Annotated in this window: 23 protein-coding genes; 16 read left to right on the top strand and 7 right to left on the bottom strand. The window is 46.9% G+C overall.

Features of this window, described 5'->3' with window-relative positions; translation table 11 throughout:
- Positions 1 to 47 precede the first annotated feature (47 nt).
- The 13 genes from QL229_RS00115 (at position 48) to QL229_RS00055 (ending at position 15,163) form a co-directional block, all read left to right on the top strand.
- Positions 48 to 1,064 carry a lambda-exonuclease family protein gene (locus tag QL229_RS00115; protein ID WP_281546369.1) on the top strand — a complete coding sequence of 339 codons (1,017 nt, stop codon included), beginning with the start codon at positions 48 to 50 and terminating at the stop codon, positions 1,062 to 1,064.
- Between the two features lie 209 nt (positions 1,065 to 1,273).
- Positions 1,274 to 2,233: an AAA family ATPase gene (locus QL229_RS00110; RefSeq protein ID WP_001959209.1), complete on the top strand. Its 960-nt coding sequence runs from the start codon at positions 1,274 to 1,276 to the stop codon at positions 2,231 to 2,233.
- On the top strand, positions 2,233 to 3,000 hold the full coding sequence (locus QL229_RS00105; protein WP_281546368.1) for a hypothetical protein: 768 nt from the start codon (positions 2,233 to 2,235) through the stop codon (positions 2,998 to 3,000). Before QL229_RS00110 ends, QL229_RS00105 begins: the two co-directional genes overlap by 1 nt.
- 98 nt (positions 3,001 to 3,098) lie before the next feature.
- The gene (locus QL229_RS00100; RefSeq protein ID WP_281546367.1) at positions 3,099 to 4,052 is read left to right on the top strand and encodes a DUF3150 domain-containing protein; all 954 of its coding nucleotides are present in this window, start codon (positions 3,099 to 3,101) and stop codon (positions 4,050 to 4,052) included.
- A 61-nt stretch (positions 4,053 to 4,113) separates the two neighbouring features.
- Positions 4,114 to 4,554 (top strand): hypothetical protein, encoded by a 441-nt coding sequence (locus QL229_RS00095; protein WP_024015929.1) that lies wholly within the window; start codon positions 4,114 to 4,116, stop codon positions 4,552 to 4,554.
- A 69-nt stretch (positions 4,555 to 4,623) separates the two neighbouring features.
- Complete coding sequence (locus tag QL229_RS00090; RefSeq protein WP_281546366.1) at positions 4,624 to 6,279, top strand: VWA domain-containing protein; 1,656 nt, start codon at positions 4,624 to 4,626, stop codon at positions 6,277 to 6,279.
- Between the two features lie 85 nt (positions 6,280 to 6,364).
- Positions 6,365 to 6,862: a DNA repair protein RadC gene (gene radC / locus QL229_RS00085; protein ID WP_000791199.1), complete on the top strand. Its 498-nt coding sequence runs from the start codon at positions 6,365 to 6,367 to the stop codon at positions 6,860 to 6,862.
- On the top strand, positions 6,862 to 7,203 hold the full coding sequence (locus QL229_RS00080; protein WP_085285714.1) for a plasmid-related protein: 342 nt from the start codon (positions 6,862 to 6,864) through the stop codon (positions 7,201 to 7,203). Before radC ends, QL229_RS00080 begins: the two co-directional genes overlap by 1 nt.
- Before the next feature lie 91 nt (positions 7,204 to 7,294).
- Positions 7,295 to 8,368 (top strand): primase-helicase zinc-binding domain-containing protein, encoded by a 1,074-nt coding sequence (locus tag QL229_RS00075; RefSeq protein WP_281546365.1) that lies wholly within the window; start codon positions 7,295 to 7,297, stop codon positions 8,366 to 8,368.
- Positions 8,369 to 8,457: 89 nt separating this feature from the next.
- Complete coding sequence (locus tag QL229_RS00070) at positions 8,458 to 9,162, top strand: hypothetical protein (RefSeq protein WP_281546364.1); 705 nt, start codon at positions 8,458 to 8,460, stop codon at positions 9,160 to 9,162.
- A gap of 92 nt (positions 9,163 to 9,254) precedes the next feature.
- The gene (locus tag QL229_RS00065) at positions 9,255 to 10,199 is read left to right on the top strand and encodes a thioredoxin family protein (RefSeq protein WP_032081044.1); all 945 of its coding nucleotides are present in this window, start codon (positions 9,255 to 9,257) and stop codon (positions 10,197 to 10,199) included.
- A gap of 2 nt (positions 10,200 to 10,201) precedes the next feature.
- Positions 10,202 to 11,590 carry a conjugal transfer protein TraH gene (locus QL229_RS00060; RefSeq protein ID WP_025587948.1) on the top strand — a complete coding sequence of 463 codons (1,389 nt, stop codon included), beginning with the start codon at positions 10,202 to 10,204 and terminating at the stop codon, positions 11,588 to 11,590.
- A 3-nt stretch (positions 11,591 to 11,593) separates the two neighbouring features.
- Positions 11,594 to 15,163 (top strand): conjugal transfer protein TraG N-terminal domain-containing protein, encoded by a 3,570-nt coding sequence (locus QL229_RS00055; RefSeq protein ID WP_281546363.1) that lies wholly within the window; start codon positions 11,594 to 11,596, stop codon positions 15,161 to 15,163.
- Between the two features lie 32 nt (positions 15,164 to 15,195).
- Here the strand turns inward: QL229_RS00055 and eexR are convergent, their stop codons facing one another.
- Genes eexR through QL229_RS00020 form a run of 7 tightly spaced genes read right to left on the bottom strand, consistent with a single transcriptional unit; the run spans position 15,196 to position 18,871 of the window.
- A complete protein-coding gene (eexR, locus tag QL229_RS00050; protein ID WP_000183214.1) occupies positions 15,196 to 15,627 on the bottom strand; it encodes an entry exclusion protein EexR in 432 nt (143 codons plus the stop codon).
- A 57-nt stretch (positions 15,628 to 15,684) separates the two neighbouring features.
- The gene (locus tag QL229_RS00045; protein ID WP_000566753.1) at positions 15,685 to 16,218 is read right to left on the bottom strand and encodes a FlhC family transcriptional regulator; all 534 of its coding nucleotides are present in this window, start codon (positions 16,216 to 16,218) and stop codon (positions 15,685 to 15,687) included.
- Positions 16,215 to 16,514: a flagellar transcriptional regulator FlhD gene (locus QL229_RS00040; protein WP_000210563.1), complete on the bottom strand. Its 300-nt coding sequence runs from the start codon at positions 16,512 to 16,514 to the stop codon at positions 16,215 to 16,217. Before QL229_RS00040 ends, QL229_RS00045 begins: the two co-directional genes overlap by 4 nt.
- Positions 16,511 to 17,059, bottom strand: a complete 549-nt coding sequence (locus QL229_RS00035; protein ID WP_025610846.1) for a lytic transglycosylase domain-containing protein — start codon at positions 17,057 to 17,059, stop codon at positions 16,511 to 16,513. Before QL229_RS00035 ends, QL229_RS00040 begins: the two co-directional genes overlap by 4 nt.
- A complete protein-coding gene (locus QL229_RS00030; RefSeq protein WP_007105460.1) occupies positions 17,046 to 17,708 on the bottom strand; it encodes a DUF6475 domain-containing protein in 663 nt (220 codons plus the stop codon). The genes QL229_RS00035 and QL229_RS00030 overlap by 14 nt, the downstream gene beginning before the upstream one ends.
- Positions 17,695 to 18,564 carry a hypothetical protein gene (locus QL229_RS00025; protein ID WP_281546362.1) on the bottom strand — a complete coding sequence of 290 codons (870 nt, stop codon included), beginning with the start codon at positions 18,562 to 18,564 and terminating at the stop codon, positions 17,695 to 17,697. Before QL229_RS00025 ends, QL229_RS00030 begins: the two co-directional genes overlap by 14 nt.
- Positions 18,565 to 18,619: 55 nt before the next feature.
- Positions 18,620 to 18,871, bottom strand: a complete 252-nt coding sequence (locus tag QL229_RS00020) for a helix-turn-helix domain-containing protein (protein ID WP_000451746.1) — start codon at positions 18,869 to 18,871, stop codon at positions 18,620 to 18,622.
- Between the two features lie 117 nt (positions 18,872 to 18,988).
- Here QL229_RS00020 and QL229_RS00015 point away from each other — a divergent pair, with 117 nt between their 5' ends.
- The 3 genes from QL229_RS00015 to argS all read left to right on the top strand — a co-directional run bounded on the left by QL229_RS00015 (position 18,989) and on the right by argS (position 23,286).
- A complete protein-coding gene (locus tag QL229_RS00015) occupies positions 18,989 to 19,636 on the top strand; it encodes a LexA family transcriptional regulator (protein WP_000854920.1) in 648 nt (215 codons plus the stop codon).
- 256 nt (positions 19,637 to 19,892) lie between these two features.
- Entirely contained in the window at positions 19,893 to 21,482 is a 1,590-nt protein-coding gene (prfC, locus tag QL229_RS00010) for a peptide chain release factor 3 (RefSeq protein WP_135925889.1), read from the top strand.
- 61 nt (positions 21,483 to 21,543) lie between these two features.
- Entirely contained in the window at positions 21,544 to 23,286 is a 1,743-nt protein-coding gene (gene argS / locus QL229_RS00005; protein ID WP_135925888.1) for an arginine--tRNA ligase, read from the top strand.
- Positions 23,287 to 23,562: the final 276 nt, after the last annotated feature.

The raw sequence follows: 23,562 nt of genomic DNA, 5'->3' as shown, positions 1-23,562 counted from the left end.
AGGGGAGTTCTCTCCTTCGGGGGAGTCTCCCCCTCAAAGGAGGCAATATGAAGGTTATCGACCTATCACAACGTACTCCTGCATGGCACCAGTGGCGCATTGCAGGGGTTACGGCATCTGAAGCCCCAATTATTATGGGGCGTTCACCCTACAAAACACCTTGGCGATTATGGGCAGAAAAAACCGGATTCGTATTACCGGAAGACCTGTCGAATAATCCAAATGTGCTTCGCGGTATAAGGTTGGAGCCTCAAGCAAGGCGAGCATTTGAGAATGCGCATAATGACTTTCTTCTGCCGTTATGTGCAGAAGCCGATCATAACGCAATCTTTCGAGCCAGCTTTGATGGCATCAACGATGCGGGCGAACCCGTTGAACTGAAATGTCCTTGCCAGTCAGTTTTTGAGGATGTGCAAGCTCACCGAGAACAAAGCGAGGCGTACCAGTTGTATTGGGTACAAGTACAGCATCAAATACTGGTCGCCAATAGCACGCGTGGTTGGTTGGTATTATATTTTGAGGATCAACTGATTGAGTTTGAAATACAACGAGACGCGGCGTTCTTAACTGAGTTGCAAGAAACGGCGCTTCAGTTTTGGGAGTTAGTTCAAACTAAAAAAGAACCGCCAAAATGCCCTGAGCAAGATTGTTTTGTTCCCAAGGGTGAAGCCCAATACCGTTGGACATCGCTGTCTCGACAGTATTGCTCAGCACATGCCGAAGTGGTTCGACTGGAAAATCACATTAAATCTTTGAAAGAGGAAATGCGAGACGCTCAGTCAAAATTGGTCGCTATGATGGGTAACTACGCTCATGCCGACTACGCTGGGGTCAAACTCAGTCGCTACATGATGGCGGGCACGGTGGACTATAAGCAATTGGCCACCGATAAGTTAGGCGAGCTGGATGAACAGGTTTTAGCCGCTTACCGAAAATCGCCACAAGAGCGGTTGCGCATCAGCACCAATAAGCCAGATCAGCCCGTTGAAACACCAATCAAAATCAGTCTTGAGCAAGAGAACTTGGTTCTGCCAGGTGACTCGCCGAGCTCATTTTACTTTTAACGTTCACTTGGAGCCGATTTCGGCTCCTTTCTCATGCGCTTACATCGAGTGCATCAGAAAGCAGTTTCACTCGTAGCCAATGCTGGGTACGAATGATAGAGCGAGCTGAACTCTTATATACACAGCCATACCACAATCAACACACCACCCGACGGGGACTTCATTCCCTGTTGGGGCATGGGGCCTCGTCAAAACAGATGAGGTTTACCATGACTGAACAATCCCCATTTTTGGTTCAAGTGAATCAAGCGTTTAATGTCCCGGCTCCTGATGCTTTCGTTCTGGAAGGATTTGGTGCCGACACTACCCATCCAAACATTCCCGTTCGCAAGGACGAGTACGTTTTTAGAAAAGAAGACTTACGTGACGTATTGGCGTTCTTGTCTAACCCAGACGGTGACGGTTTGTATATTACTGGCCCCACTGGATGCGGTAAGACCTCGCTAATTTGCCAAGTTGCTTCTCGATTGAATTGGCCTGTTCAGCAAATTACTGCGCACGGTCGATTGGAGTTGTCTGATCTTATCGGTCACCACACGCTGGTTAATGGCAACATGACCTTTGTGTATGGACCGCTGGCACTGGCTGTAAAGCATGGCCATTTGCTGATCATTAATGAAATGGATCTTGCTGAGCCTGCTGAACTGGCTGGGCTCAATGACATTTTGGAAGGTGCCCCATTGGTCATCGCACAAAATGGCGGTGAGATCATCATGCCACATAACAAGTTTCGTTTTATCGCTACCGGCAACAGTGCGGGCAGCGGTGATCAAACGGGCTTGTATCAAGGTGTGCTCCAACAGAATTTGGCTTTTCTTGATCGCTTTAGAATCATCGAAGCGACCTATGCAGAGCCTTCTGTAGAGGAAGCCATTCTGGAAAATGTTGCGCCGGGCTTGCCAGAAGTCTTTCGCCAAAAAATGGTGAAAGTGGCTGGTGACATTCGTCGTCTTTTTATTGGGGGCGCGGATGGCGGTGCAGAGCTTAGTATCACCATGTCCACTCGGACCTTGGTGCGCTGGGCAAAGTTAACACTTGCTTTTAAAGGTGCTCCTAACGCAGTGGAGTATGCACTGGTTCGGTCTTTGACGGCTCGTGCTGAGTTGGAGCAACGTGAAGCCATTCACCGTATTGCCGCTGATGTCTTCGGTGACCACTGGGAGGATTGATGATGGAAAAGTGCTTTGCTCTTTACCGTTACAGTCATTCTGATGGGACAGCCAAAGAATGGGCCATTTACGTTGGATCAGATACCCAGGAGATTGAAGTTCGGTTTGGAAAAGCCGGTCAATTGTCGCAGCAGCGATTGATTGATTCGACTGATCCTAACGCTGAAGCAGACCGACGAATCAATGAGAAAATCAACAAGGGTTATCGATTTGTTGGACAAGTCGGCATTGATCATCAAGGGCGGCCATTTGAACTCTCAAATGCGCTTGATAACGTAGCGTGCGCCAATAACGTCAGTTGGGAGTTTCGTACTCGCAAGGACGTCAATGGCCAAATCTCGCTGGCGCAAAAAGCGTTATTCGATATGGCAAAGCTGCTTGAAGCCTATGGCTTGGCTGTTATTGATGATAACCAGGTCAGGATTGGAGAATGGTCATTAGGGTTTTGCAAAAGCGGATTACCTAGTACCAATCAAATCAGCATTGTGTCAGGTGAAGGCGCTGGCATTGTTAACACGGATGATGGCCCGTGGCCATTGTTGCTGTTACTGGCCTTTAAGCGTCAATTGCCACCTCTGTGTTCGCTCACAGTAGCGAGTCCTGAAGGGATAGAAGTATCCGACCAACTGAAGTTGGAAAAAGATGTATTGAGGCTATTAGGCAGTGATTTAGAGCGGGTTCGCCCGATAGCTGAAGCACTGGACTTAATGCCTGTGAAAATCGATCTCAACCAATCGTCGCCTGATTCGCAAAATTACTATTTCTGATAGTGATGTTGCCATTAGCGCGTCAACTACTACCACCCAAACGGGGGCCATTGCTCCTGTTGGGAGTGGTGCGTCCCCATCTTACATGAGGATGCACTATGAGTATTCAAACCCTCGACAAACTCTTGATTTGTCACATCGACTGTTCCATCTGGAGCGGTAGAAAAAAACTAAGGCCTGAAGATTTCAGATTAGCCAATGGCAGCCAACTTCCACCGAAGGATGTTGCCAGCTTAGGGAGTAAAAAAATTTGCGACCCTGAGGCATTGGCGAACTTTGAAAGGCTTAAGAAAGAAGCGCAGCGCTTGTGTGAGCAAGTCGGTGTGCGGTTTTTAGGTGGCTATGCCGTCCCTGAGGACCGAATTGATCAGATTGTTCCAGAGCTTGACCGGATCGGTCAGGAGTTTGCGCAGTGCAAGCAGTTGTTCTTGGACAACTATGATCAGGTGACGTTTGACTGGGTTGCAAAACACCCGGAATTTGCAGATGCAATCCGGCGTGCGCTGTCACCCATCGAAGACGTGGAACAACGGCTTCAGTTCGATTATGCCATCTATCGAATGCAACCGGCTGAACAAGCTGGTGGCTTAGATGACAAGGTCAATGGCATGGGACACACCCTCTTTAGGGAGGTGGCTCGTGATGCCAATGAACTGTTTGAGCGTTCCGTTGCAGGTAAGAATCAAATCAGCCAGCGAGCCCTTAATCCTCTCAAGCGATTAAGAGACAAGTTGGATGGTTTGTCATTCCTGGATCATCGAGTTCAGCCGATGGTTGAAGCGATGGACAATTTATTTGTTCGTCTGCCAAAGACCGGCCCTGTGACAGACAATCTCTATCACGAACTGATGGCGACCATTTTAATTTTGTCTGATCCAGACAAGATGAGAATGCACGGTGAAGGTCAATTGGATATCAGACAACTGATGCCCAAACCTGAACCTAAACCCGCACAGCCAGTATCTGCTCAGGCAGATAACTTACGTGCAATACCACAACCAACCGTCAGACCAAACCTTGGTTCGGCTGTACCAAACTCATTTTATTTCTAACGTCCTTGAGGGCATGTTGCCCTGAAGGGCGCATGTCCTCTGAACTATGTAAGAGGAAATTATGCAATCAACCATCCATAACCCCAGCCAACTGAACCAGTTTGAAGCACATTTTCGTGGTGTGACTGATGCTGTTGAAAGTGAATCGATACCAGAAGTGGCGTGTTGTCGAACGTTAGTACAACGGTCGTACTCAACACATAGTGTCGTGATCCCCAAGAACCCTGTGCTGATCGCAGATGCGGACGCACAAGGAGCTTGGGTAACGGCCATGGTATTTGTTCCAAACATGGCATTGCAGCAAACCGCTTTTGAGCGGGCCTGGCTGCAATATCAACACGAGGTGTCTACTCAGTTACAAGACCAGTACGGTCTGACATTGGATGACATCCTGAGTTTAGACCAGCTTAAAACGTCATTTGAGCAGCACGAGAGTCCAGCTCAATTGGTGGCTTGGTTAGGTCAAAAATACGATCTGGATAAGCTAAAAGCACAGGTTTAAACACTTACATTCCCAGCGGGGAAACGCTCCCGCTGAGGGAGTATTCCCCCTAATGATTAGGAGACTCCCATGAATCATCCATTAAAAAACGCACTGCCAATCGTTGCCGCCGCTTATGGCGAAAAGTTTGGTGTGAAGGTGCTTATTCAAGGACAAGATGCGTTTACCGATGGTGAGCGGATTGTGATTCCAACAGCAAACCCAGACGACCCACACTATCAACAGATAGCTTGGGGTTATCTGGCTCATGAAGCGGCGCATATTCGGCATACCAATTTTGACATGGTGCAGAAGGCGTCGTCCAAGCCGATCCGAAAGGCACTTCTCAATATCATTGAGGATGTTCGCATTGAAAACGAATTGGCAAAGGATTACCCCGGAACCCGGCGCAGTATTTCGCAAGTGATTGAGTACATGGTGGACACACAGCAAATGTGTGTACCTGAACAGCTTGAGCCTGCATCTAATTTGCAAGCATGGTTGTTGTTCCGCTTGAGATGCCATTTTCTGGGCCAGAAAGCGCTGACGCCTTTGTATCAAGCAGTCGATGAAAGAGTGAGACAACTCTTTCCTGCCGCAGCGATGAGCCGGTTAAGCGCCATGCTGACAGCAGTGCCTAGCCTAGCGTCTACAGGTGAAGTGCTAAAACTTGTCGATGCCATCGTTGCCATGTTGGAAGAAGAATCTCGTCCACCACAGGATGAGTCGGATGCTGATAACGGTAATGACATTGGACAAGATGCGAGTAATGACAGCAATAACAGTAGTGACAGTCAAACCCCGGAAGCAGACTCGTCTGCAATGGGGGATGCTGCTGAAACGGGGGATTCAGATAACTCTGATCAAGCTGACAATTTGCGACAAGCCTTAGAGGCCAGTGCCGCTCAGTTTGAACCCGATACCTTTGCCCAAGTGGCAGAAGTGTTGTCGGAACAAGCTGAAGGACATCAGGGGGGCACTCCACTCAGTTTGCCCCAAGCAGAGCACGCTATGTTGGGTGATGAGGCCATCTTGACCTTATCGGCGTCTGAGTCCGCTCAAATTCGAGCCCGACTTAGGGGCATGGTTCAGTCCAGTCAGGACAATCGGAATCATGCCAAAAGTCACGGTCTTCGAGTTGCAACCCATCGTCTTGCCGCTTCACAAGCCGGTGAGTCGAGATTGTTTATTCAAAGGCAACCTCGCATTGCGCCTAATGCTGCTGTGCACTTGCTGGTCGATATATCGGGTTCAATGGGTAAACCCATTGGCGAAGGTAATCGAAAGTACTTTCATGTTGCCAATGAAGCCGCTTTGGCTTTGGCCATGGCACTGGAAGGCATACCGGGTGTTGTACCTGCGGTCAGTTATTTTCCTGGTATTCATCAGGAAGTTTCTATCGCGTTATTGCCCAAGCAATCGGTTCGACATCGGGCCGCCTGTTTTGACCAAAAACCACGAGGTTGTACGCCTATGGCACAAGCAATGTGGTTTGCGGCAAACAGTTTGTTAGCGCAAAAACAGAAGCGAAAGCTAATGATAGTGCTAACGGATGGTGACCCAGATGATTGGGCTGCCACGCATGACATTGTTGACCGGTGCAGACGCAGTGGCTTTGAACTGCTGGGGATCGGGATTCAAACACGCAGTGTTGAGAAATTCTTTCCTCAAAGCATTGTGATTAATGACGTCAAAGATCTAAAGCGTGAGTTATTCGAAGTAACACAACAACTGTTAATTCAGTAACCACATCAATTATACCACCCTGCGGGGACGATTCCGTCCCCGTCAGGGCATGGGTTCGTCTCCGCTTTTTTTTGTGGAGACTCCTATGAAAAACAAAAAGTTCTTAGCTGGCGAAGAAGCCGGTACTTACATCGTTCCTGAGCAAGTGACTGAAGCAGATATCTTAGATATGGCGCTCAAGCTTGCCCGTGGTCGATTGAGTAAAGGTCGCAAAATTGAACAGCCATCATCGGCGTTCTCATACCTGCAAACACTGATGCACGAGTATGAGCACGAGGTTTTTGGTGTGCTGTTTCTTGATACAAAGCATCGCGTCATTCGATTTGAAGAGCTGTTCAAAGGCACTTTAGATGCAGCGAGCGTGTATCCAAGGGAAGTAACAAAACGAGCACTAGAACTTAATGCGGCAGCAGTGATACTGGTTCATAACCATCCATCGGGTGATCCTGAACCCAGTGAAGCTGATAAACGCATCACTCATCGACTCCGTGACGCCTTGTCACTTGTTGATATTCGAACGCTTGACCATGTCGTGGTCGCATCCGAGGGGTGCGTTTCGCTTGCCGAACGCGGTTATCTTTGATGAATGGGCGCATTGCCCATTCTCCTACATCACAAAAGCAGTTCCATCAACACACATCATCACAGCTCGAATTTCTATTTGAGTTTGATGATGCCCCAGTCACTTGGTCTGACACGGAAATCTGGCAGTTACGCGAAGGCATTCTATTGGATGCGATCCGTGTATTACTGGACGGTCGTGTCAGTACTCGGTTGCGAAAGGATGTGTTGTCGTGGATTCAGAATGACGAAATAGCGCCATTTTGCTTTCGTGTTTGCGCAATAGCTGCGGTTGTTGATCCTGATGTGCTTCGTGATTCCATCATGTGGCTATTAAGACGACATGGTATCCAGCTTGACTAACGTTCCTGCATTAACCAAACGGCTCAATGCAGGACCCAAGCTGACTTTTACCACCTGTGGTAGGAGTCGGCTTTTTACTTAAGGAGGTTATATGGCGATACCTTTACAGATTGAAACAGTGAGGCCATATCTTAATGGTCAATGGCTTCAGGTATTGGCGGCATTGGTGCCAGAACTTGATGCCGCTATTGCTCGAAAAGGCCGTCATGTGGCTTGCCCTGTTCATGGCGGTCGTGATGGCTTTAGGCTGTTCAAAGATGCTGAATATACCGGAGGTGGCGTTTGTAACACCTGCGGTATCTTTCATGATGGTTTTGAACTGTTGTCTTGGATTAATGGGTGGAACTTTGCTCAGTCTATTGAAGCAATCGGCCAGGTTCTTGGTATTCAACCCGGACAAATACAAGCACCTTCTCGGGCAATAACGCGTAACGCTGTTGATTGGAAGGCTAGAAAGCAGGACGAGGACAAAGCGATTATCCATCGCTTGAATCAAACCTGGGGAGAAACGTTTTCTCTTGCAGATACTCGTGCGCAACCAGTTTGGAACTACTTGCATCGTCGTGGCATTGTGACGCGGCTTCGTCCTGAATGGAATTCGGTGCTGAGGTTTCATCCAAGCTTGCCTTACCATGATGAAGATGGTCTGTTTATCGATAGCTACCCAGCGCTGCTAGGTAAAATCGTTACTCAGCAAGGGCGTTCGGCCACGTTTCATCGGATCTACCTAAGTGAAGATGGATTCAAAGCGCCGGTTGAAAAGCCTAAAAAGATGATGCCGATACCAAGTGACAGAACAATCACAGGTGGTGCCATTCCGATAGGTGAGCCTGGTGAAGTACTAGGTGTTTCTGAAGGTATAGAAACGGCCCTAGCGGTAACCAGAGCAACGGGGCAAACATGTTGGTCGGTTGTGAATGCAACGCTACTGGCTAGGTTTGAACCACCAAGTAATGTGAAAATGCTGTACATCTGGGCAGACCACGATCTCTCTGAGACCGGCCTGAATGCAGCGAATGAACTCAAGAAAAAAGCCTGGCAAAAAGGCATTCTGACACAAGTCTTGATCCCTCCTATACCAACGTCACTCGGCGTGAAAAGTTGGGATTGGAATGATGTGCTGAATGTTTACGGTGCCATGGGGTTTCCGAAAGTTCATATCTGATCCAAGGGGCTTCGGCCCCTTTTTTTGCGCCTTGCATATTTGAAAAAACATGGAGAATGAAAAAAAGATAACCAATAGGAGAAACAAACATGATGGTATTAACCCTGTTAACAAAGCAGATTGATGGTGAGTTTACGGTTTACTGGAAGACCGGCCTTCGAAGAGGTGGTGAGCTAAAGGTCGATTTAGGTGAGCAATACGACATGCTACCTGAGCAGCAAAAGCCAATTGCAGCTGAGCTCTATGCGATTCACTACCTATTGTCAGTGAAAGAGGTGATGGGGAGTAACCGAAGCGGTAATGGGCTTCAAATCCGGGTCAGTAAAGGAGCTATCAAAAAGTTACAGAAACAACGCTCAACTCAGCATTCACTATACAGTCTGACCAGGTTCTTGCTCACCCGTTACCAAGAAGCACAGATATCGGTAGAGAAGCGGGACGATTGGCTCTCACATTCCTTCGAAGAGTACAGCGTCGATAATGCTACAGTGAGAGAAATCGATGAGGTCATCAACGTTCCGAACATTGGATCTGTCGTGGTGACTCGTCATGCACTGGAACGGTTTGTGGAGCGGCTTTCAGACGGTGCTCCTAAGCATCCTTGGAAGGCTTTGTGCGCCAAATTGTGTAGCACAGAATTGGCAAAATCATTATTGCCAGAATATATAGCTTCAAACAAAGCCAAAAAATACTTCGTACAGGCAGAGTTTTGGTGTCATGGCAGCTCTGGTATGCACTTTGTTATGGTGCCATCAGCTAACGTACTTACGTTAGTAACAGTGTTTAATAGATAGTCAGAAACACACACGATTCCTTCATCTATCTGGCCAATCGCTCTTATGGGGATCTTTAGCATGTAGCTCTGTGAAATTTTCTGGAGCTGACAATGAGAACCCCTTTGTTACCTTGGTTCATCCTATGGGTGACCATCCCAATCATTATTTTCTTTCTATTCATCTTGCCCGCCCATGCTAGTGATGGGCAATTCTATCAGCGTGGTCAGGAAGGCTGGTTTTGGTATCAGGTCATTCCTGAGCCAGCGGAGGCTGAAGAGCTTATTAAGCCGGAATCTGGTGCGGCAGAGTCGATTCAGAGCGAGCTGAAGCCCTTCAGTGCTGCCTGGTTTCGTGAGCACATGCAGTCGTTCATGGACAAGGCAATTGATGAGCCGACCAGTGAGAACGTCAGAGCCTATCTGTATCTCCAGCGCGTTATGATGGATAAGGGCTCACTATTTGCTGATGTTAGTCAGCAGGTGGTCATGGGCGATCCTGTTTTGGATGAAATCAGTCGAAGACCCTTGGCGACTTATGCCGCCAATCGGATGGATCGAGAAGCTGGCACTCAACGGGATGTTGCTTTAGGTGAGGTAGCAAAACGAGCTGGCTTGTTCTTCTTCTATCGTTCGGATTGCCCTTACTGCCATGCTCAAGCGCCTATCATCGAATCCATGGCTTTGAACTACGGTTTTGAGGTGTTTGCTATTGCTGTTGATGGCTTGCCTTTACCCGGTGGAGAGTTTCCCAATTACAAAGTTGATTCAGGACAAGCACAATCCTTGTCCGTTACGACTGTCCCTGCCGTGTTCTTAGTTGATCCACCTAATGTCATCACTCCGATTGGCCAAGGCGCAATGAGCCTTGATGAACTCAATAATCGAATCATTCTCGCAGCCCATCAAGCCGGTTGGATTGACGATCAAACTTACTATGCCACTAGACCTGTTCAACCCGGCGTGTCACTCGCGATGTCAGCCCAAGAGCTTAACGAAAAGATATTACAGGACCCTGAGTTCCTTGTTCGCTATCTGCGTGCACAAGGAGGGTTATAACGATGAAAAAAGTATTCCGAGTATCGCTAATCGCCTGTGCGATTGGTTTTTCATCTATGAGCCAAGCAAGCTTGCAACAGGAGATGAACCAGTTGTTTGGTTCAATGACCAACACCACTGCGCCAGGTGTATTCGAGAGTCAGCGGCGTGGCGTTATATCTGGTGGAAGCGTTGTTGTCCGTAACAGAATCATGAACGAGAACCTCGTCTCTATGGTGCCTCCGTCATTCCAAGCCGGTTGTGGTGGCATTGATATGTTCGCGGGAAGTTTGTCATTTGTTAACGCGGATCAGTTTGTTCAATTACTTCGCTCTGTTGCTGCAAACGCCAAGGGGTACGCATTCCAATTGGCGCTCAGTGCTATGTGTGAGAAATGCTCCCAGCACATGGAGACACTGCAAAAGAAAATCCAGCAGTTGAACGAGTATTTTGGCAATTCCTGTCAAATGGCTCAGGGAGTCGTGAACGATACTCTGGCTGCTTTTGGTAAAAAGGGGCAAACAGAAGCCAGCATGTTGAGCTCACTTAAAGGGGCTGGAGACGTTTTTACCAGTTGGAGTGAGTCCAATGGTAAGAACCCATATGAGAACGCTTCGAGTGTCGCGGCATCTGATGTAAACAGAACGATTAAAGGTAATTTGGTTTGGCGAGCACTGAAACGTCATTCGGCATCAAGCTGGTTTGCATCGGGGGATGACCGTTTTCTTGAAGCGGTTATGTCGGTGACTGGTTCGATTATCGTTGGTGATTTAGCGAATGCCGCTGATGGCCAAGGTAAAGCCCCAAAACTGACCAGGCTGAATGGCAATAAAGTGACTATTGAGCATCTAATTCATGGCGGTAACGTCGCTATGTACCGATGTGACACAGTGACGCAAGACGGTTGTTTGAACCCGACAATCACTAACGTGACCCTTACCGGGTTATCAACCCAAGTAGAAAATTTACTTCTTGGTACAGGTTCCAGTAACGGCATTATTTTTAAATTTGCTCGAAATACAGGGGCTGCTAGCACCACCGAAAAGGCTTTTATGACCTCGGCTCCCGCGAGCATTGGCGGCATGATTCGAACACTTTCTGCATTAAATGAAGGTGCCGCTAGGTCGTTTGCTTCACGAGCAGCACCATTTATTGCTGTTGAGATGGCCCGAGCATTGGTTGAAGACATGCTCAATGCAGCTAGAAGCACCTCTGGTGTAGAAGATCATGCCTATGCGAAGTTATTAACTGAAGACCTTGAACGTGCACGTCGCCAAATCAACGAGGAATACGCCGCGTTACAGCGAAGATACGGTTCAGAGCAAGAATTGCTGGCGCATTTTAACCAGGTGATTCAGACCATTCGCAAACAGCGTTATTACACCGTTAAATCTACGGCGCTGGGGGAATAGGTCATGTGGGAAATCTATTCCATCGGGGATTCGGCTTTTTTAGAGCAGGTCTTGAACGCTGTCGCGATGATCACTGGTACAGGCGACTTTACTTCAATGGTTCGCATTGGCTTGCTCATTGGGGTATTGATGGTCTCTGTTCAGGCCTTAATGCAAGGTGGTCGTGGGATTAACTTTCAACACGTTTTAGTCTCATGGCTAGTCTTTGCAACCATGTTTGGGCCCAGTACCCGAGTGAGCATTGAGGATGCGTACACGGGACAAGTTCGAGTGGTTGATAATGTGCCCATCGGTGTTGCTGCCGCAGGCAGTACGATTTCGACTGTTGGCTTTCAAATCACGCGATTGTTTGAAACGGCGTTCTCAACTCCCGCCATGACGGAATACGGCTTTGCATCCAGTTTACAGTCACTGATTAAAGTGAGAAAACAGGTGATGGATCGCTCGGGGTTGGGTGATGCAAATCGTGTCGGTGGCTCAGATATCGAACAATCGTGGTTTAACTACATCAAAGAGTGCACCTTGATTGGTATCGACATCGGCCAAAAGAACCTCGATCAGGTGCTGAGTGATCCTAACCCGATGACAGCGATTAGGTTTGACTCGCGCATTTATGGCACGCGCATCATGCTCAGTGGTAGCAGTAGCGATTTGGACTGCACCGATGCCTATAGCCAGCTGAAACTCATGACAGAATCAACCTTCATTCCAAGGCTTAAACAGGTTCTGTCAGCCTCATTGGGGACTTCGTCTGCAACGGACACTGATGACGTGATCCGAAATGCACTGAATAACCTTGGTTTGGCTTCAGTAAACACCCAAGAGTACATGACCGCGTCGGTGCTTTTGCCTATTTATGAGCAAAGCGTGACGGGCAAGTATATGGATGATCAAGCTTTCACCGCAGCCGTCATGGTTAACCAAGCGATTGAGCAGCGCAATACACAATGGGCGGCGGAGCAGACCCTGTTCCAAAGTATCGTTCGTCCGATGATGACGTTTTTTGAGGGTTTCATTTACGCCATCACCCCATTGATGGCCTTTGTGATTGCCCTTGGCCAAATCGGGATGCGAATGGCCGGGAAGTACTTGTTAATCCTGCTTTGGATTCAACTTTGGATGCCTGTCATGGCCATCATTAACCTATATATCCATTTAACCGTTGCTGGGAAAATGTCGGCTCTTGATGCCTTTGCAGGTACAGAAGTGCCATCTTTTGCTGGGATGATGCAGATGGATTCAGTGCTGCAAACCTGGATAGCTACTGGCGGCATGTTGGCGTCGAGTGTTCCGGCGATTTCGCTCATGCTCGTGTATGGCTCAGCAATAACCGCTACCCACTTGGCTGGACGTCTTCAAAACGGTGATGCCATTGATGAAAAGATGGCAAGTCCAGATGTCGCGAAAAATGCCCCGGTGATGCAATCACAGTCAATGTTCCAAAATTCAGCCCTCACAGGTTCTGCAATGACCGGTGCGTCAAACTTACTAAGCAGTTTCTCTGTCGGAAATGCGGTGGGTTCAATGGTCGGTTCTGCAAAAGAATCCATGACTCAGGCAACTCAAGCCTTTAGCCGTCAAGTTGGCAATACCATGAGTCGAACTTTTGGTGAAAAGCTAAGTTACGACAACCTTTCTTCGGTTGGACGTCAGATCGGTTCTTCTAATTCCGCATCTAGCGCCGTTGTTAATCAGGTTACTGATGACCTGCAAACACGGTATGGTTTCGGAGACGATAAAAAAGACGCTGTACGTGGCTTGGTATCGGGCGTGTTATCGGGAGGCCTTAGGGTCGGTGGAGATGGAACCATTACAAATACCGGTGATAAAGAAGTAGCAGATAAAGGGTTCTTGGGAAGATTACTTGGTACAGGGGGGAATGACTCCCCACAAGGCAACCTACCAGGAGTGGATAAGCCTGAATCATCAAGAGTGCCAAAAATATCACGGTTACGAGCAGGCTTGGATTTAGGTGGTAACTTTAGTGGCCAAGTTGAGTCATCAGAGGGCAGTTCTCGGTCAACGACCGCAAATACGCTCACTGGGGAGATGCAAAGCTTGGCATCAAGTGATTCACGACGTGCTGAGTATCGCGATGCAATGGTTAAAGACCTTTCAGATTCAAGACGCTCTGGCGTTGAGATGTCGTTGTCTAATCAAGACTATCAGTCACTTCAGAGTTCAGCACAAGACGTTATCACGGCATCAAACCGCTTTAGTGAGCTTGATCAGGCCAGCTACAGTCTATCAGGACAAAGGAACACGGATGGTGCGACGTTAACTCGATTAGCAGCGGATAATCCTGAAGTCATGGATTATTTAGGTCGCTATATGAACCAGCATGTTGAAGCAGGTAACCGATTACGTGAAAACCTTCCAATGTATCAGCGCTTGCTACCTGATGATAATCAGGCGTATGTGGCCGCAGCTATGGAGTCTTTAACCTATAGCAACTCCTCGACGCCCGCTGAACGAGACAATGACTATCAAGCAGCAATGACTGTTATGGCCATGGCTACCGGAGCCGATTTACGATCTATTCAGCCACGCTCTAATGAAGGCTTGTCATCAACTGCACCTACTTTTGGTGGCACTCAAAGCCAAGTGGAATCGGGTGTATTGGGCGGCTACGAGGATGCTGCAACTGTTCAAACGCAGTTCAACGCAGCTCAATCGGCTTACCAAACTAATTTGTCTGGTGTTGATGGACAACTAAATGCGCATCAACAACAAGCACAACAGGCCGTAGTTTCTGACACAAGTACCTATCAATCTGGACTAAACAGTGAAGCTGGCTCTCAGTGGCGATCTCGCATTATGGCTGATGATAGCGGAGTTTCTGGTGCTGAAATGTTCTTCAACAGCGCCAGTGCTATTGGTGACTTCAGTGGCAAGCATACTGATGCAGCACTGCATACCTTGAATCACTTTGGCGAAGACTATGAGAGTTACAAGGAGCAAGCACTTGAAGACCCTAGCTCACGAGGTTTCTTGCACAATGCAACGGTGGCCAGTAAATCAACCTGGGATGGCTTAAAAGCAGCCGTTGACGCCGGAACCTCTTTGGAAAACCCATTGACGGCGTTTAATGATGCATACAGTGGATCGAGTTCGCAGTATGCCTCCGAAGTAAACTGGGGTACTAAGTCTGAAGCCATGTTGGCTGGGGCATTCGGTGCGGCAGTTAACAATCGATATGGTGAGTTCTTAGAACAGTATGCCGATGATTTTAAACAGGAAGCATACAGCGAAGGGCAGAGAATGGGATTGACCCCGATTCAAAGTCAAGTGTTCGCTCAAGCTTTCAATGAAGGGTTGGCGGGGCGCGTTTTCAACTCTGAAGACTCATCGAGTTGGTCGCCTGAAATGCTTGGTCTAAGGGAGCAAATGCTAAATGAGTATCGTCAAAAAGATGAGAGCGGTGCTTACATCCCCGACAGTGTGTCCGAAGAAGATAAAGCATTTGTGGATAAGCAGATTGCAGTGATCTCAAATGCATCCCTCGCTGGAGATTATGCTCAGAACAACTTGATCGATATTAGGGCCTATAACCAGGCTTCAGGAAGGAACTAAAAACAGAAGGTAGCCAGCTTGTGATGGGCTGGCTATTTTTTTGGCCTTTTGGGGAGGATAGATGAGCGACCGTCTGCAAATTCGTTTACCCAGTACCAATATTTTTTTTCGCTCAGGCTTAGTTCTCGACCGGTATCTTTCAGTTGTCTTTGAAATAAATGGATTAGTCCGCTTAAGCCTAAGAAAGCTAAACCGACACATAAAATTGCCCAACTCGCTTGCCAATATGCGATTGCTAAACACATAGTGGTGATGGTTATAAGGCCGATAGGACTAGCAGTTGCTTTGAATCCCAAGTAGCTGAAAAAAACGATGGTGCAAATCAGAAATGGCAAAGCCGCTAACTTGGCAGATGCCGTAAATATTTCTGATGGAAAAAAATGAGCCGCTGCCAAAGTCGCCAGAAAAAGCCCCAGTGATATAAACCAGCAGCGTGCTGGTAAAGATTTAAGTAAGTTTGTCATCTTCTTAGTACTCTCAAAGTGCACAGACGGTGCACAATCAAATCATGCATCAGCATGTTAGTTCTCAAAAAGTGCTCTAGTGGTTTGCTCGGCCATAATCTCACACACAGGGCATTTAAGCTGAATGCGCTGTTGTGATACCGTCAAATACAGACTGCCGCATCGACACCGGTGTAAGGATGCAAGCTGTGATCTTAAATCACGAGCTAGAACCCAACCTTCATTGATGGTCAGTTTTTTCCAGGGGATCTCAGCTGGAAGATCTGCTTCTTCTCTTGCAACCAAATACGCATCGTAAGCCTTCATCAAAGCATCGATATTTAATTGCTTGTAGACATTATCACCACCAATGTTGACATAAAGCGCCATAAGCAGGGAGCCTTCAACTAATGCTCTTCTGCTTTTGACGATGGCATCAGATTCTGGCAATTGACCAGGACAAGGTGACTTGCCAGTCACTTCTTTATGGAGCCTTCTGATAATGTGGATTGGCAAACCTGTATCGAGCGCGATAATGGTTGTTCGAAATCCGTATTTAATAAGCAGCGAGGCTCGGGTAAATAGCTCACTTTTGGACAGGTTATCAATCATGCATCCCCCTTGTTGTTTAGGGTTGATAATAAATAAGCGATTCTTGGGATACCTGTGCCTTTGCTCTTCACCATCTCAATCAGTTGGCTTTGGTTACCCCTTGGTTGAAACAGCATGAATGATGAGGTCGCCACTCGTTGCAGGTCATCAACACCAGCATTAATCAAAGCATCAACCACGTCGCGTGTAAGTCCAAAGCGCAAGACGGCCTCTTGCGGATCAATTCGCGCTAATTCTCGTGCTGCGTGCAGGTACGCCAAATTTAATTGATAGAAGTCTTGTTGATTGGTTGTCATTGACGGACCTCCAGTTCATGTAAAATATTGCGATAGATAGAAAGCACTCTTTGCCCATACCAGCGTGCACGCTCTTCGTTCCAACTGTGATAGCGGCCTATGCCAAGCTCTAAATCGTTTGGTGAAGATTTGATTGCTTCGGCCAAAATACTGGAGCCGACGGTAAGGTTGGTGATGGGGTCTAGCAGTTCTGCCGCTGAGCTCACCCGATGTCCGTGCCAATGCAAATTGATTTGCATTAGGCCAATATCGAGCTGGTATTTTTCACTCTCTTGCAGTGCCTGGTTTAACAGTTGCTCAGCTTCTGTCTTAGATTTGGCGTAGGTTGCATTTGAACCATTGCGAATTGCGTATGGCCATGGACTGGTCATGTTGAGACCACGATGTGAGGCGGACTCAGCCAAGGCAACGGCGTAGAGCATGACAGGATCAATACCAACGCTTTGTGCTGCTTTTTCCCACTGATAGCCCGGAAACGCATAGACTGAAGTGCTTGCGGACATGGCTATCACTAGGGCAATGGTTTTTGCTTTAATCGTTTTCATTTTTGTCCTCTAATTGATTTCCGAGAAGCGCCTGAATGGCTTTCGGGCTTATTCTTTTTAATGGCACTGCGCTAAAGTCGGCGATGCCTCTCGTATAAACTTGTGCCGCTTTTGACCAGTCGCCTACGGCAACAGGCGCTTGCATATCAAATCCTTTTTGCTGGTTCTGATGGTCTGCAATACCTTGTAATAGCCTTGGGTATTCACCCACTTCGTCCCGCAACAAGTAAGCCTGGTAGCGTGTTAAAAACTCTTTTTGTTTAAAGGGGTATTCCCTGTCATCTACCTTGCAGAGTTCAACCCATCCCCCCATGTCTGAAATAACGCGGTGAATAAGCGCATCGTCAAACATCACGGATGTCCAAGCGCCAACCTGACGAACAGCCTTGTCAACTTTGTTCCAAGCAACCATGGCTCTTGAACCCGAGTTGCCATCGATATGCTTGATGACGTCAGCGGGCTTTGGAAAAAATTGCCCAGTATCCGGTGATTGAATATGCCGAGTCAGACCGATTCGCACTTCTTCAATGCTATAAGCACGAAGGGCTTCAAATGCGATGGATAGCAATTGTGGTGATACGCTTTTGCCATACATGGCCCAAGCAGCTCCCCAAACTTCAGCAAACTCGCGTTTATCAACCTCCTGCACTTGAACGAACCTCCCGAATACCTGGTCCGGCCCAGCTTTCAGCAATGCGGCGATTGCTTTCTTCAATGTTCAACTGGTGATTGCTGCCCTTTAGGCTCGTCGATGATTGCTGTGCTTCATCAATGCGAACGTACTCGTCTTCCCATTGCCGGTTTAAAAGCCAGTTATGTGGCATAGGGGTCTTAGTCCGATCTTGATACTGCAATCGGTTGTCTCGTTGCTCTTTCCAGCGTGTTAGCACTTCCAAGGCGAGTTCATGGTCTTCATTGAGGCCCATGCGTAGCCATTCTTCTTTGGCTTTCGCTTTTTTTTCTTTGCGTATTTGTACATCCCAGAAGTCTTCAAACTGTATGTGGTCAACAGTTTTAACTGTTGGCTTATTGCTTCTCTCAGAGTCATCCGACCGTTGAGAGTCCCTTACCGGGTTGCCATCAGGCATAAACAATGATGAATATTCTTCTGGTAGCCGAGCTTGAAAAGCGGCAAGAGATTTCAAAAGCGATGCCATACCAATGAAGTCGGCAGGTACATCTTTAAGCAACCGAAAGGCTGCTTTACCTTGGTTCGGGTTTTCGATTGGGTTGTGCTTCAGAAAGCTCCGAATCAAAGTCCAACCGGATTCCTCGCAACGAATGAGGAACTGATCTTGTTCTAACTCATTTAGAGCCTTGGCAACCTGTTGCTCTTCCCAATTCAAGTCAGAAGCAACGTAACCAATCGGCAATCGAAAGCAGCCAAGCAAATTACAATGTGGGCATGTAAGCAAATACAGTCCTAGCAACTTCGCTGAGTCACTCCAGGACAAAACGTTTTGCTTTAGCCAAAAGCGGGTATAGACCTTGCCATAATCACGCATGGAGGAACTCGCTTTTGTGTTTACGTAAAATGCTGACCATTACTTGCCCTTAATCCTACTGGTTACTGGCTTTCAGCTCGCTTGGGCATTCGGGATAGATGTCCGGTCTTAATTGGGATCGGGTTACCTGTCCTTGCGTAGCTTGTTCGATGGGTAATACGAATTCAGCGGGAACACGCCCTGATTTATTCAACCAAAACCAGACGTTTTGTTGTTTTGAGTTGATGGCTCGTGCTAATGCTGATTGCCCGCCGACCAAGTCAATGGCACGGCGGAGATGTTTTTGTGTCGTGTTGAACACTTCCATACCGTCTCCTGTTACAATAATAACTGTTACAAGATCGAATGTTACAGTTTAAACTGTAGATTAGTCAACAGTTAAAATTGTTGAAAGGCTACAGTTTTATTTGTAGAATACGGGCTTATGAAAACTTTATCCGAACGACTAAACCATGCCTTGCAGCTTACTGGGGTGACTCAGTCTGAGTTGGCTCGTCGCATTGGTATCAAACAGCAGTCGATCAGCCAGATTTGCTCTGGTAAATCGGCTAGGTCTCGTTACACCATGCAGATCGCGGAGGCGCTTCGCGTGAATGCTCATTGGCTCGCCACAGGTGATGGCGAGATTGGCTTGGGGGTCGGTAATGTAGAAGTTGGGCCTGACATTAAGGGAAGAATTCCTCTCATTAACTGGGTTCAGGCTGGTGATTGGACTGAAATAGCGGAGGGATTTGCCCATGAAGATGCTGAAGAGTGGCGTGAAGTCACTGGGAAAGCACATGAGGGTTGTTTCGCACTTCGCGTAAAAGGCGACAGTATGGAAAATCCAAGCGGGAAAAAATCCATACCTGAGGGGGCAGTGATAGTTGTTGATCCTGAGTTACCTTACTCTTCAGGTTCATTGGTTGTTGCGCGTTTGGATGATTCGAAAGAAGCAACCTTTAAGCAGTTGGTCATTGACGGTGAACAGAAGTACCTAAAACCTTTGAACCCCCAATACCCTGCAATACCGATCAACGGCAACTGCACCATCATTGGTGTAGTACGACAAGCTATCATCGATTTTTGGTAGCGAAGGAGTTTGTGGTTTAGCCACAGTTGTTCATGAGCTGAAGAAGCAACGATTGCAAACAGCTACAACTGAGCATTGGCGCACGCTGAGAGTAAATGGTAACCGATTAGATAACCATTGATTGTTTATAAAGTCAAGATCAGCGAAAATAGCGGCCAATTACGATTAACACGACGGATTTGACAAGCGAAGAACTGAAAAGAGAGTACTTCCAAAAGTGTGTACAAATCCGTGTACAAACTAAAAGAATTTATACATGGCAAACCAAGATTTTCTTAATGAAATCAATAAGCGAAGGACCTTTGCTATCATCTCGCACCCGGATGCGGGTAAAACCACCATTACAGAAAAAGTTCTGTTATTCGGACAAGCGATTCAAAAAGCGGGTACCGTAAAAGGTCGTGGCTCAAACCAGCACGCAAAATCAGACTGGATGGAAATGGAAAAAGAACGTGGTATCTCGGTTACTACGTCAGTTATGCAATTTCCTTACAATGAGCGTCTGGTTAACTTACTTGATACTCCAGGACACGAAGACTTCTCTGAAGATACCTACCGTACATTGACAGCGGTTGACTCTTGTCTAATGGTAATCGACGCTGCGAAAGGTGTTGAGGATCGTACTCGTAAATTAATGGAAGTAACACGCTTACGTACTACACCTATCGTAACTTTCATGAATAAGTGTGACCGTGATATTCGTGACCCAATGGAGTTATTAGACGAAGTTGAAACCGAGCTTAATATCGCCTGTGCACCTATCACATGGCCGATTGGTTGCGGTAAAGAGTTTAAAGGTGTGTATCACATTCACCGTGAAGAAACGATTTTGTATAGCACAGGCCAAGGCCACACTATTCAAGAAGTTCGAACAATCAAAGGACTCGATAATCCTGAGCTTGATCAAGCTATTGGTAGCGAACTGGCAGAGCAGCTTCGTGAAGAGCTTGAGCTAGTTGTCGGTGCATCACATGAATTTGATTTAGATCTGTTTTTAGCGGGCGAGCTATCACCTGTGTATTTTGGTACGGCATTAGGTAACTTTGGTGTTGACCATGTACTTGATGGCTTAACAGAATGGGCGCCTGCACCACTACCACGCGAAACAGAAGACCGCCAAGTTGTTGCAACCGAAGAGAACTTCTCTGGCTTCGTATTTAAAATCCAAGCGAACATGGATCCTAAACACCGTGACCGTATTGCCTTTATGCGAATTGTATCAGGCAAATATAGCCAAGGTATGAAGATGAGCCACGTGCGTATTGGTAAACAAGTGAGTATCTCTGATGCGGTAACCTTTATGGCCGGTGACCGTGAGCGAGCGCAAGATGCTTACGCCGGTGACATCATAGGTTTACACAACCACGGCACGATTCAAATTGGTGACACCTTCACACAAGGTGAGAAAATGAAGTTTGGTGGTATTCCTAACTTCGCACCAGAATTATTCCGTCGTATTCGCTTAAAAGATCCACTTAAGCAAAAGCAATTATTAAAAGGCTTAGTTCAGCTATCTGAAGAAGGTGCTGTGCAAGTATTTAGACCACTTATTAACAACGACCTTATCGTTGGCGCGGTCGGTGTACTACAGTTTGATGTGGTTGTTGCGCGCTTAAAAGCAGAGTACAACGTTGACGCCATTTACGAAGGTGTCAGCGTAAACACTGCTCGTTGGGTAAGCTCTGACGATGTTAAAAAGTTTGAAGAATTTAAGCGTAAGTGCGAGAGCAACTTAGCATTAGATGGCGGTGATAACCTTACTTATATAGCGCCAAGCCGTGTTAACTTGAACTTATCGATGGAACGCTATCCAGACATCAAGTTTAATCATACACGCGAAAACTAATACACTAAGCTTGCATCAAATTTAAGTGCCCGTACTGCGGGCCATAAAGGTAAAAATTACAATGAATATTCGTACTCTTTTAATCGAAAAAGCAATTGCAGCTATGGTTGCAGCTGGATTACCAGAAGACACAAATCCAGCGGTTACACAAAGTACACGCCCGCAGTTTGGTGATTACCAAATCAATGGCGCAATGGGCGCGGCTAAAAAATTAAAATCAAACCCGCGTGAACTAGCACAAAAAATTATCGATAACCTAGACCTTGCTGATATCGCAGAAAAAACAGAAATTGCAGGCCCTGGTTTTATCAACATTCACTTAAAGCCTGAGTTTTTATCAGCTAGCTTAAAAGCAGCAAATGAAGACGAAAAGCTGGCTGTTGCGCCACATGCAAAAGCGCAAAAAGTGGTTGTTGATTATTCATCACCTAACCTTGCCAAAGAAATGCACGTAGGTCACTTACGTTCAACTATCATTGGTGATGCGGTTGTTCGTGCCCTTGAGTTCCGTGGTGATGAAGTTGTTCGTCAAAACCACATGGGTGACTGGGGTACTCAGTTTGGTATGTTAATCGCGCACTTAGAAGATCAAATCAACCAAGGTGTTGATTTAGAATCAGTTGCACTTGCGGATTTAGAAACCTTCTATCGTGATGCGAAAAAACGCTTTGATGATGAAGAAGGCTTTGCCGATAAAGCGCGTAACTACGTGGTTAAATTGCAAAGCGGCGATGCACACTGTGAAAAACTTTGGAAGTTATTCATTGCCACTTCTGTAAAGCACTCTGAAGAAGTTTACAAACGCCTAAACGTAACGCTTACGCAAGATGACATCATGGCAGAAAGTGCTTACAACAGCGAACTTGCAAACATCATCGCGCTATTAAAAGACAAAAACATTGCTGTTGAATCTGATGGCGCACAAGTGGTGTTCTTAGATGAGCTTGCTAACAAAGACGGTGAGCCTTCAGTATTTATCGTACAGAAATCAGGTGGTGGCTTTTTATATGCAACAACCGACTTAGCGGCTTGTGATTACCGCTCAAATAAACTCGGTGCTGATCGCATCTTAATCTTTGTAGATGCACGTCAAAGCTTACACTTCAATCAAGTTGAGCTAACAGCACGTAAAGCGGGTTTATTACGTGATGAAACAAGTTATGAATTCTGCCCATTCGGCACCATGATGGGTGAAGACGGCAAGCCATTCAAAACTCGTACTGGCGGTACTGTTAAACTTGCAGACTTACTGGAAGAGTCAATCACTCGTGCAGCAGCTAAACTTGCTGAGCGTGAGTCAGATTTAAGCGACGAAGAGCGTAGCGAAATTGCCCGTAAAGTGGGTATTGGCGCAGTGAAATATGCGGATCTGTCTAAGCACCGTACTAGCGACTATATCTTCAACTGGGACACTATGCTGAGCTTTGAAGGTGCAACAGCCCCTTACTTACAATATGCATACACGCGTGTTCGCAGTATTTTCCGTAAATCAGGTATCGATGCTGCCTCATTAACAGCTGACGTTGCAATCAACGAGCCACAAGAAAAAGCACTGGCACTTAAACTTCTACAGTTAGAAGAAGTGCTTGATCTAATGATCAGCGAAGCGACACCGCACGTATTATGTGGATACCTATACGAACTAGCAAGCCTATACATGACGTTCTACGAAGCATGCCCAGTTCTTAAAGAAGGCGTAGAGCCAAGTGTTCGTGACAGCCGTTTAGTACTGTGTAATTTGGTAGCGAAGACGCTGAAGTCAGGATTGGATCTTTTAGGTATCGAAGTAATGGAGCAAATGTAATCTGCTTCGTGTAGTTCGCTTTAGCTGCGTTAATGAGTTTATTTAGCCTAAGTCACATACAAAACACGTATGCTCCTTGGCATAAGTAAACTCATTGCCTTGCTAGCACTCCTACACTTGCAGATGATGCGCTTTGTAGGTTGGGTAGAGCGTAGCGAAACCCAACAAAATTGACAGCTCAACAACCTTGATTAATCTTTAGCTGATAGCTGATAGCTGATAGCTGATAGCTGATAGCTGATAGCTGATAGCTGATAGCTGATAGCTGATAGCTGA

The organism is Pseudoalteromonas sp. PAR1 (assembly GCF_947311895.1).
Taxonomy (GTDB): Bacteria; Pseudomonadota; Gammaproteobacteria; order Enterobacterales; family Alteromonadaceae; genus Pseudoalteromonas; species Pseudoalteromonas lipolytica_C.
The sequence above is the reverse complement of the archived record's forward strand: the minus strand, read 5'-3'. Positions and strand labels throughout refer to the sequence as shown.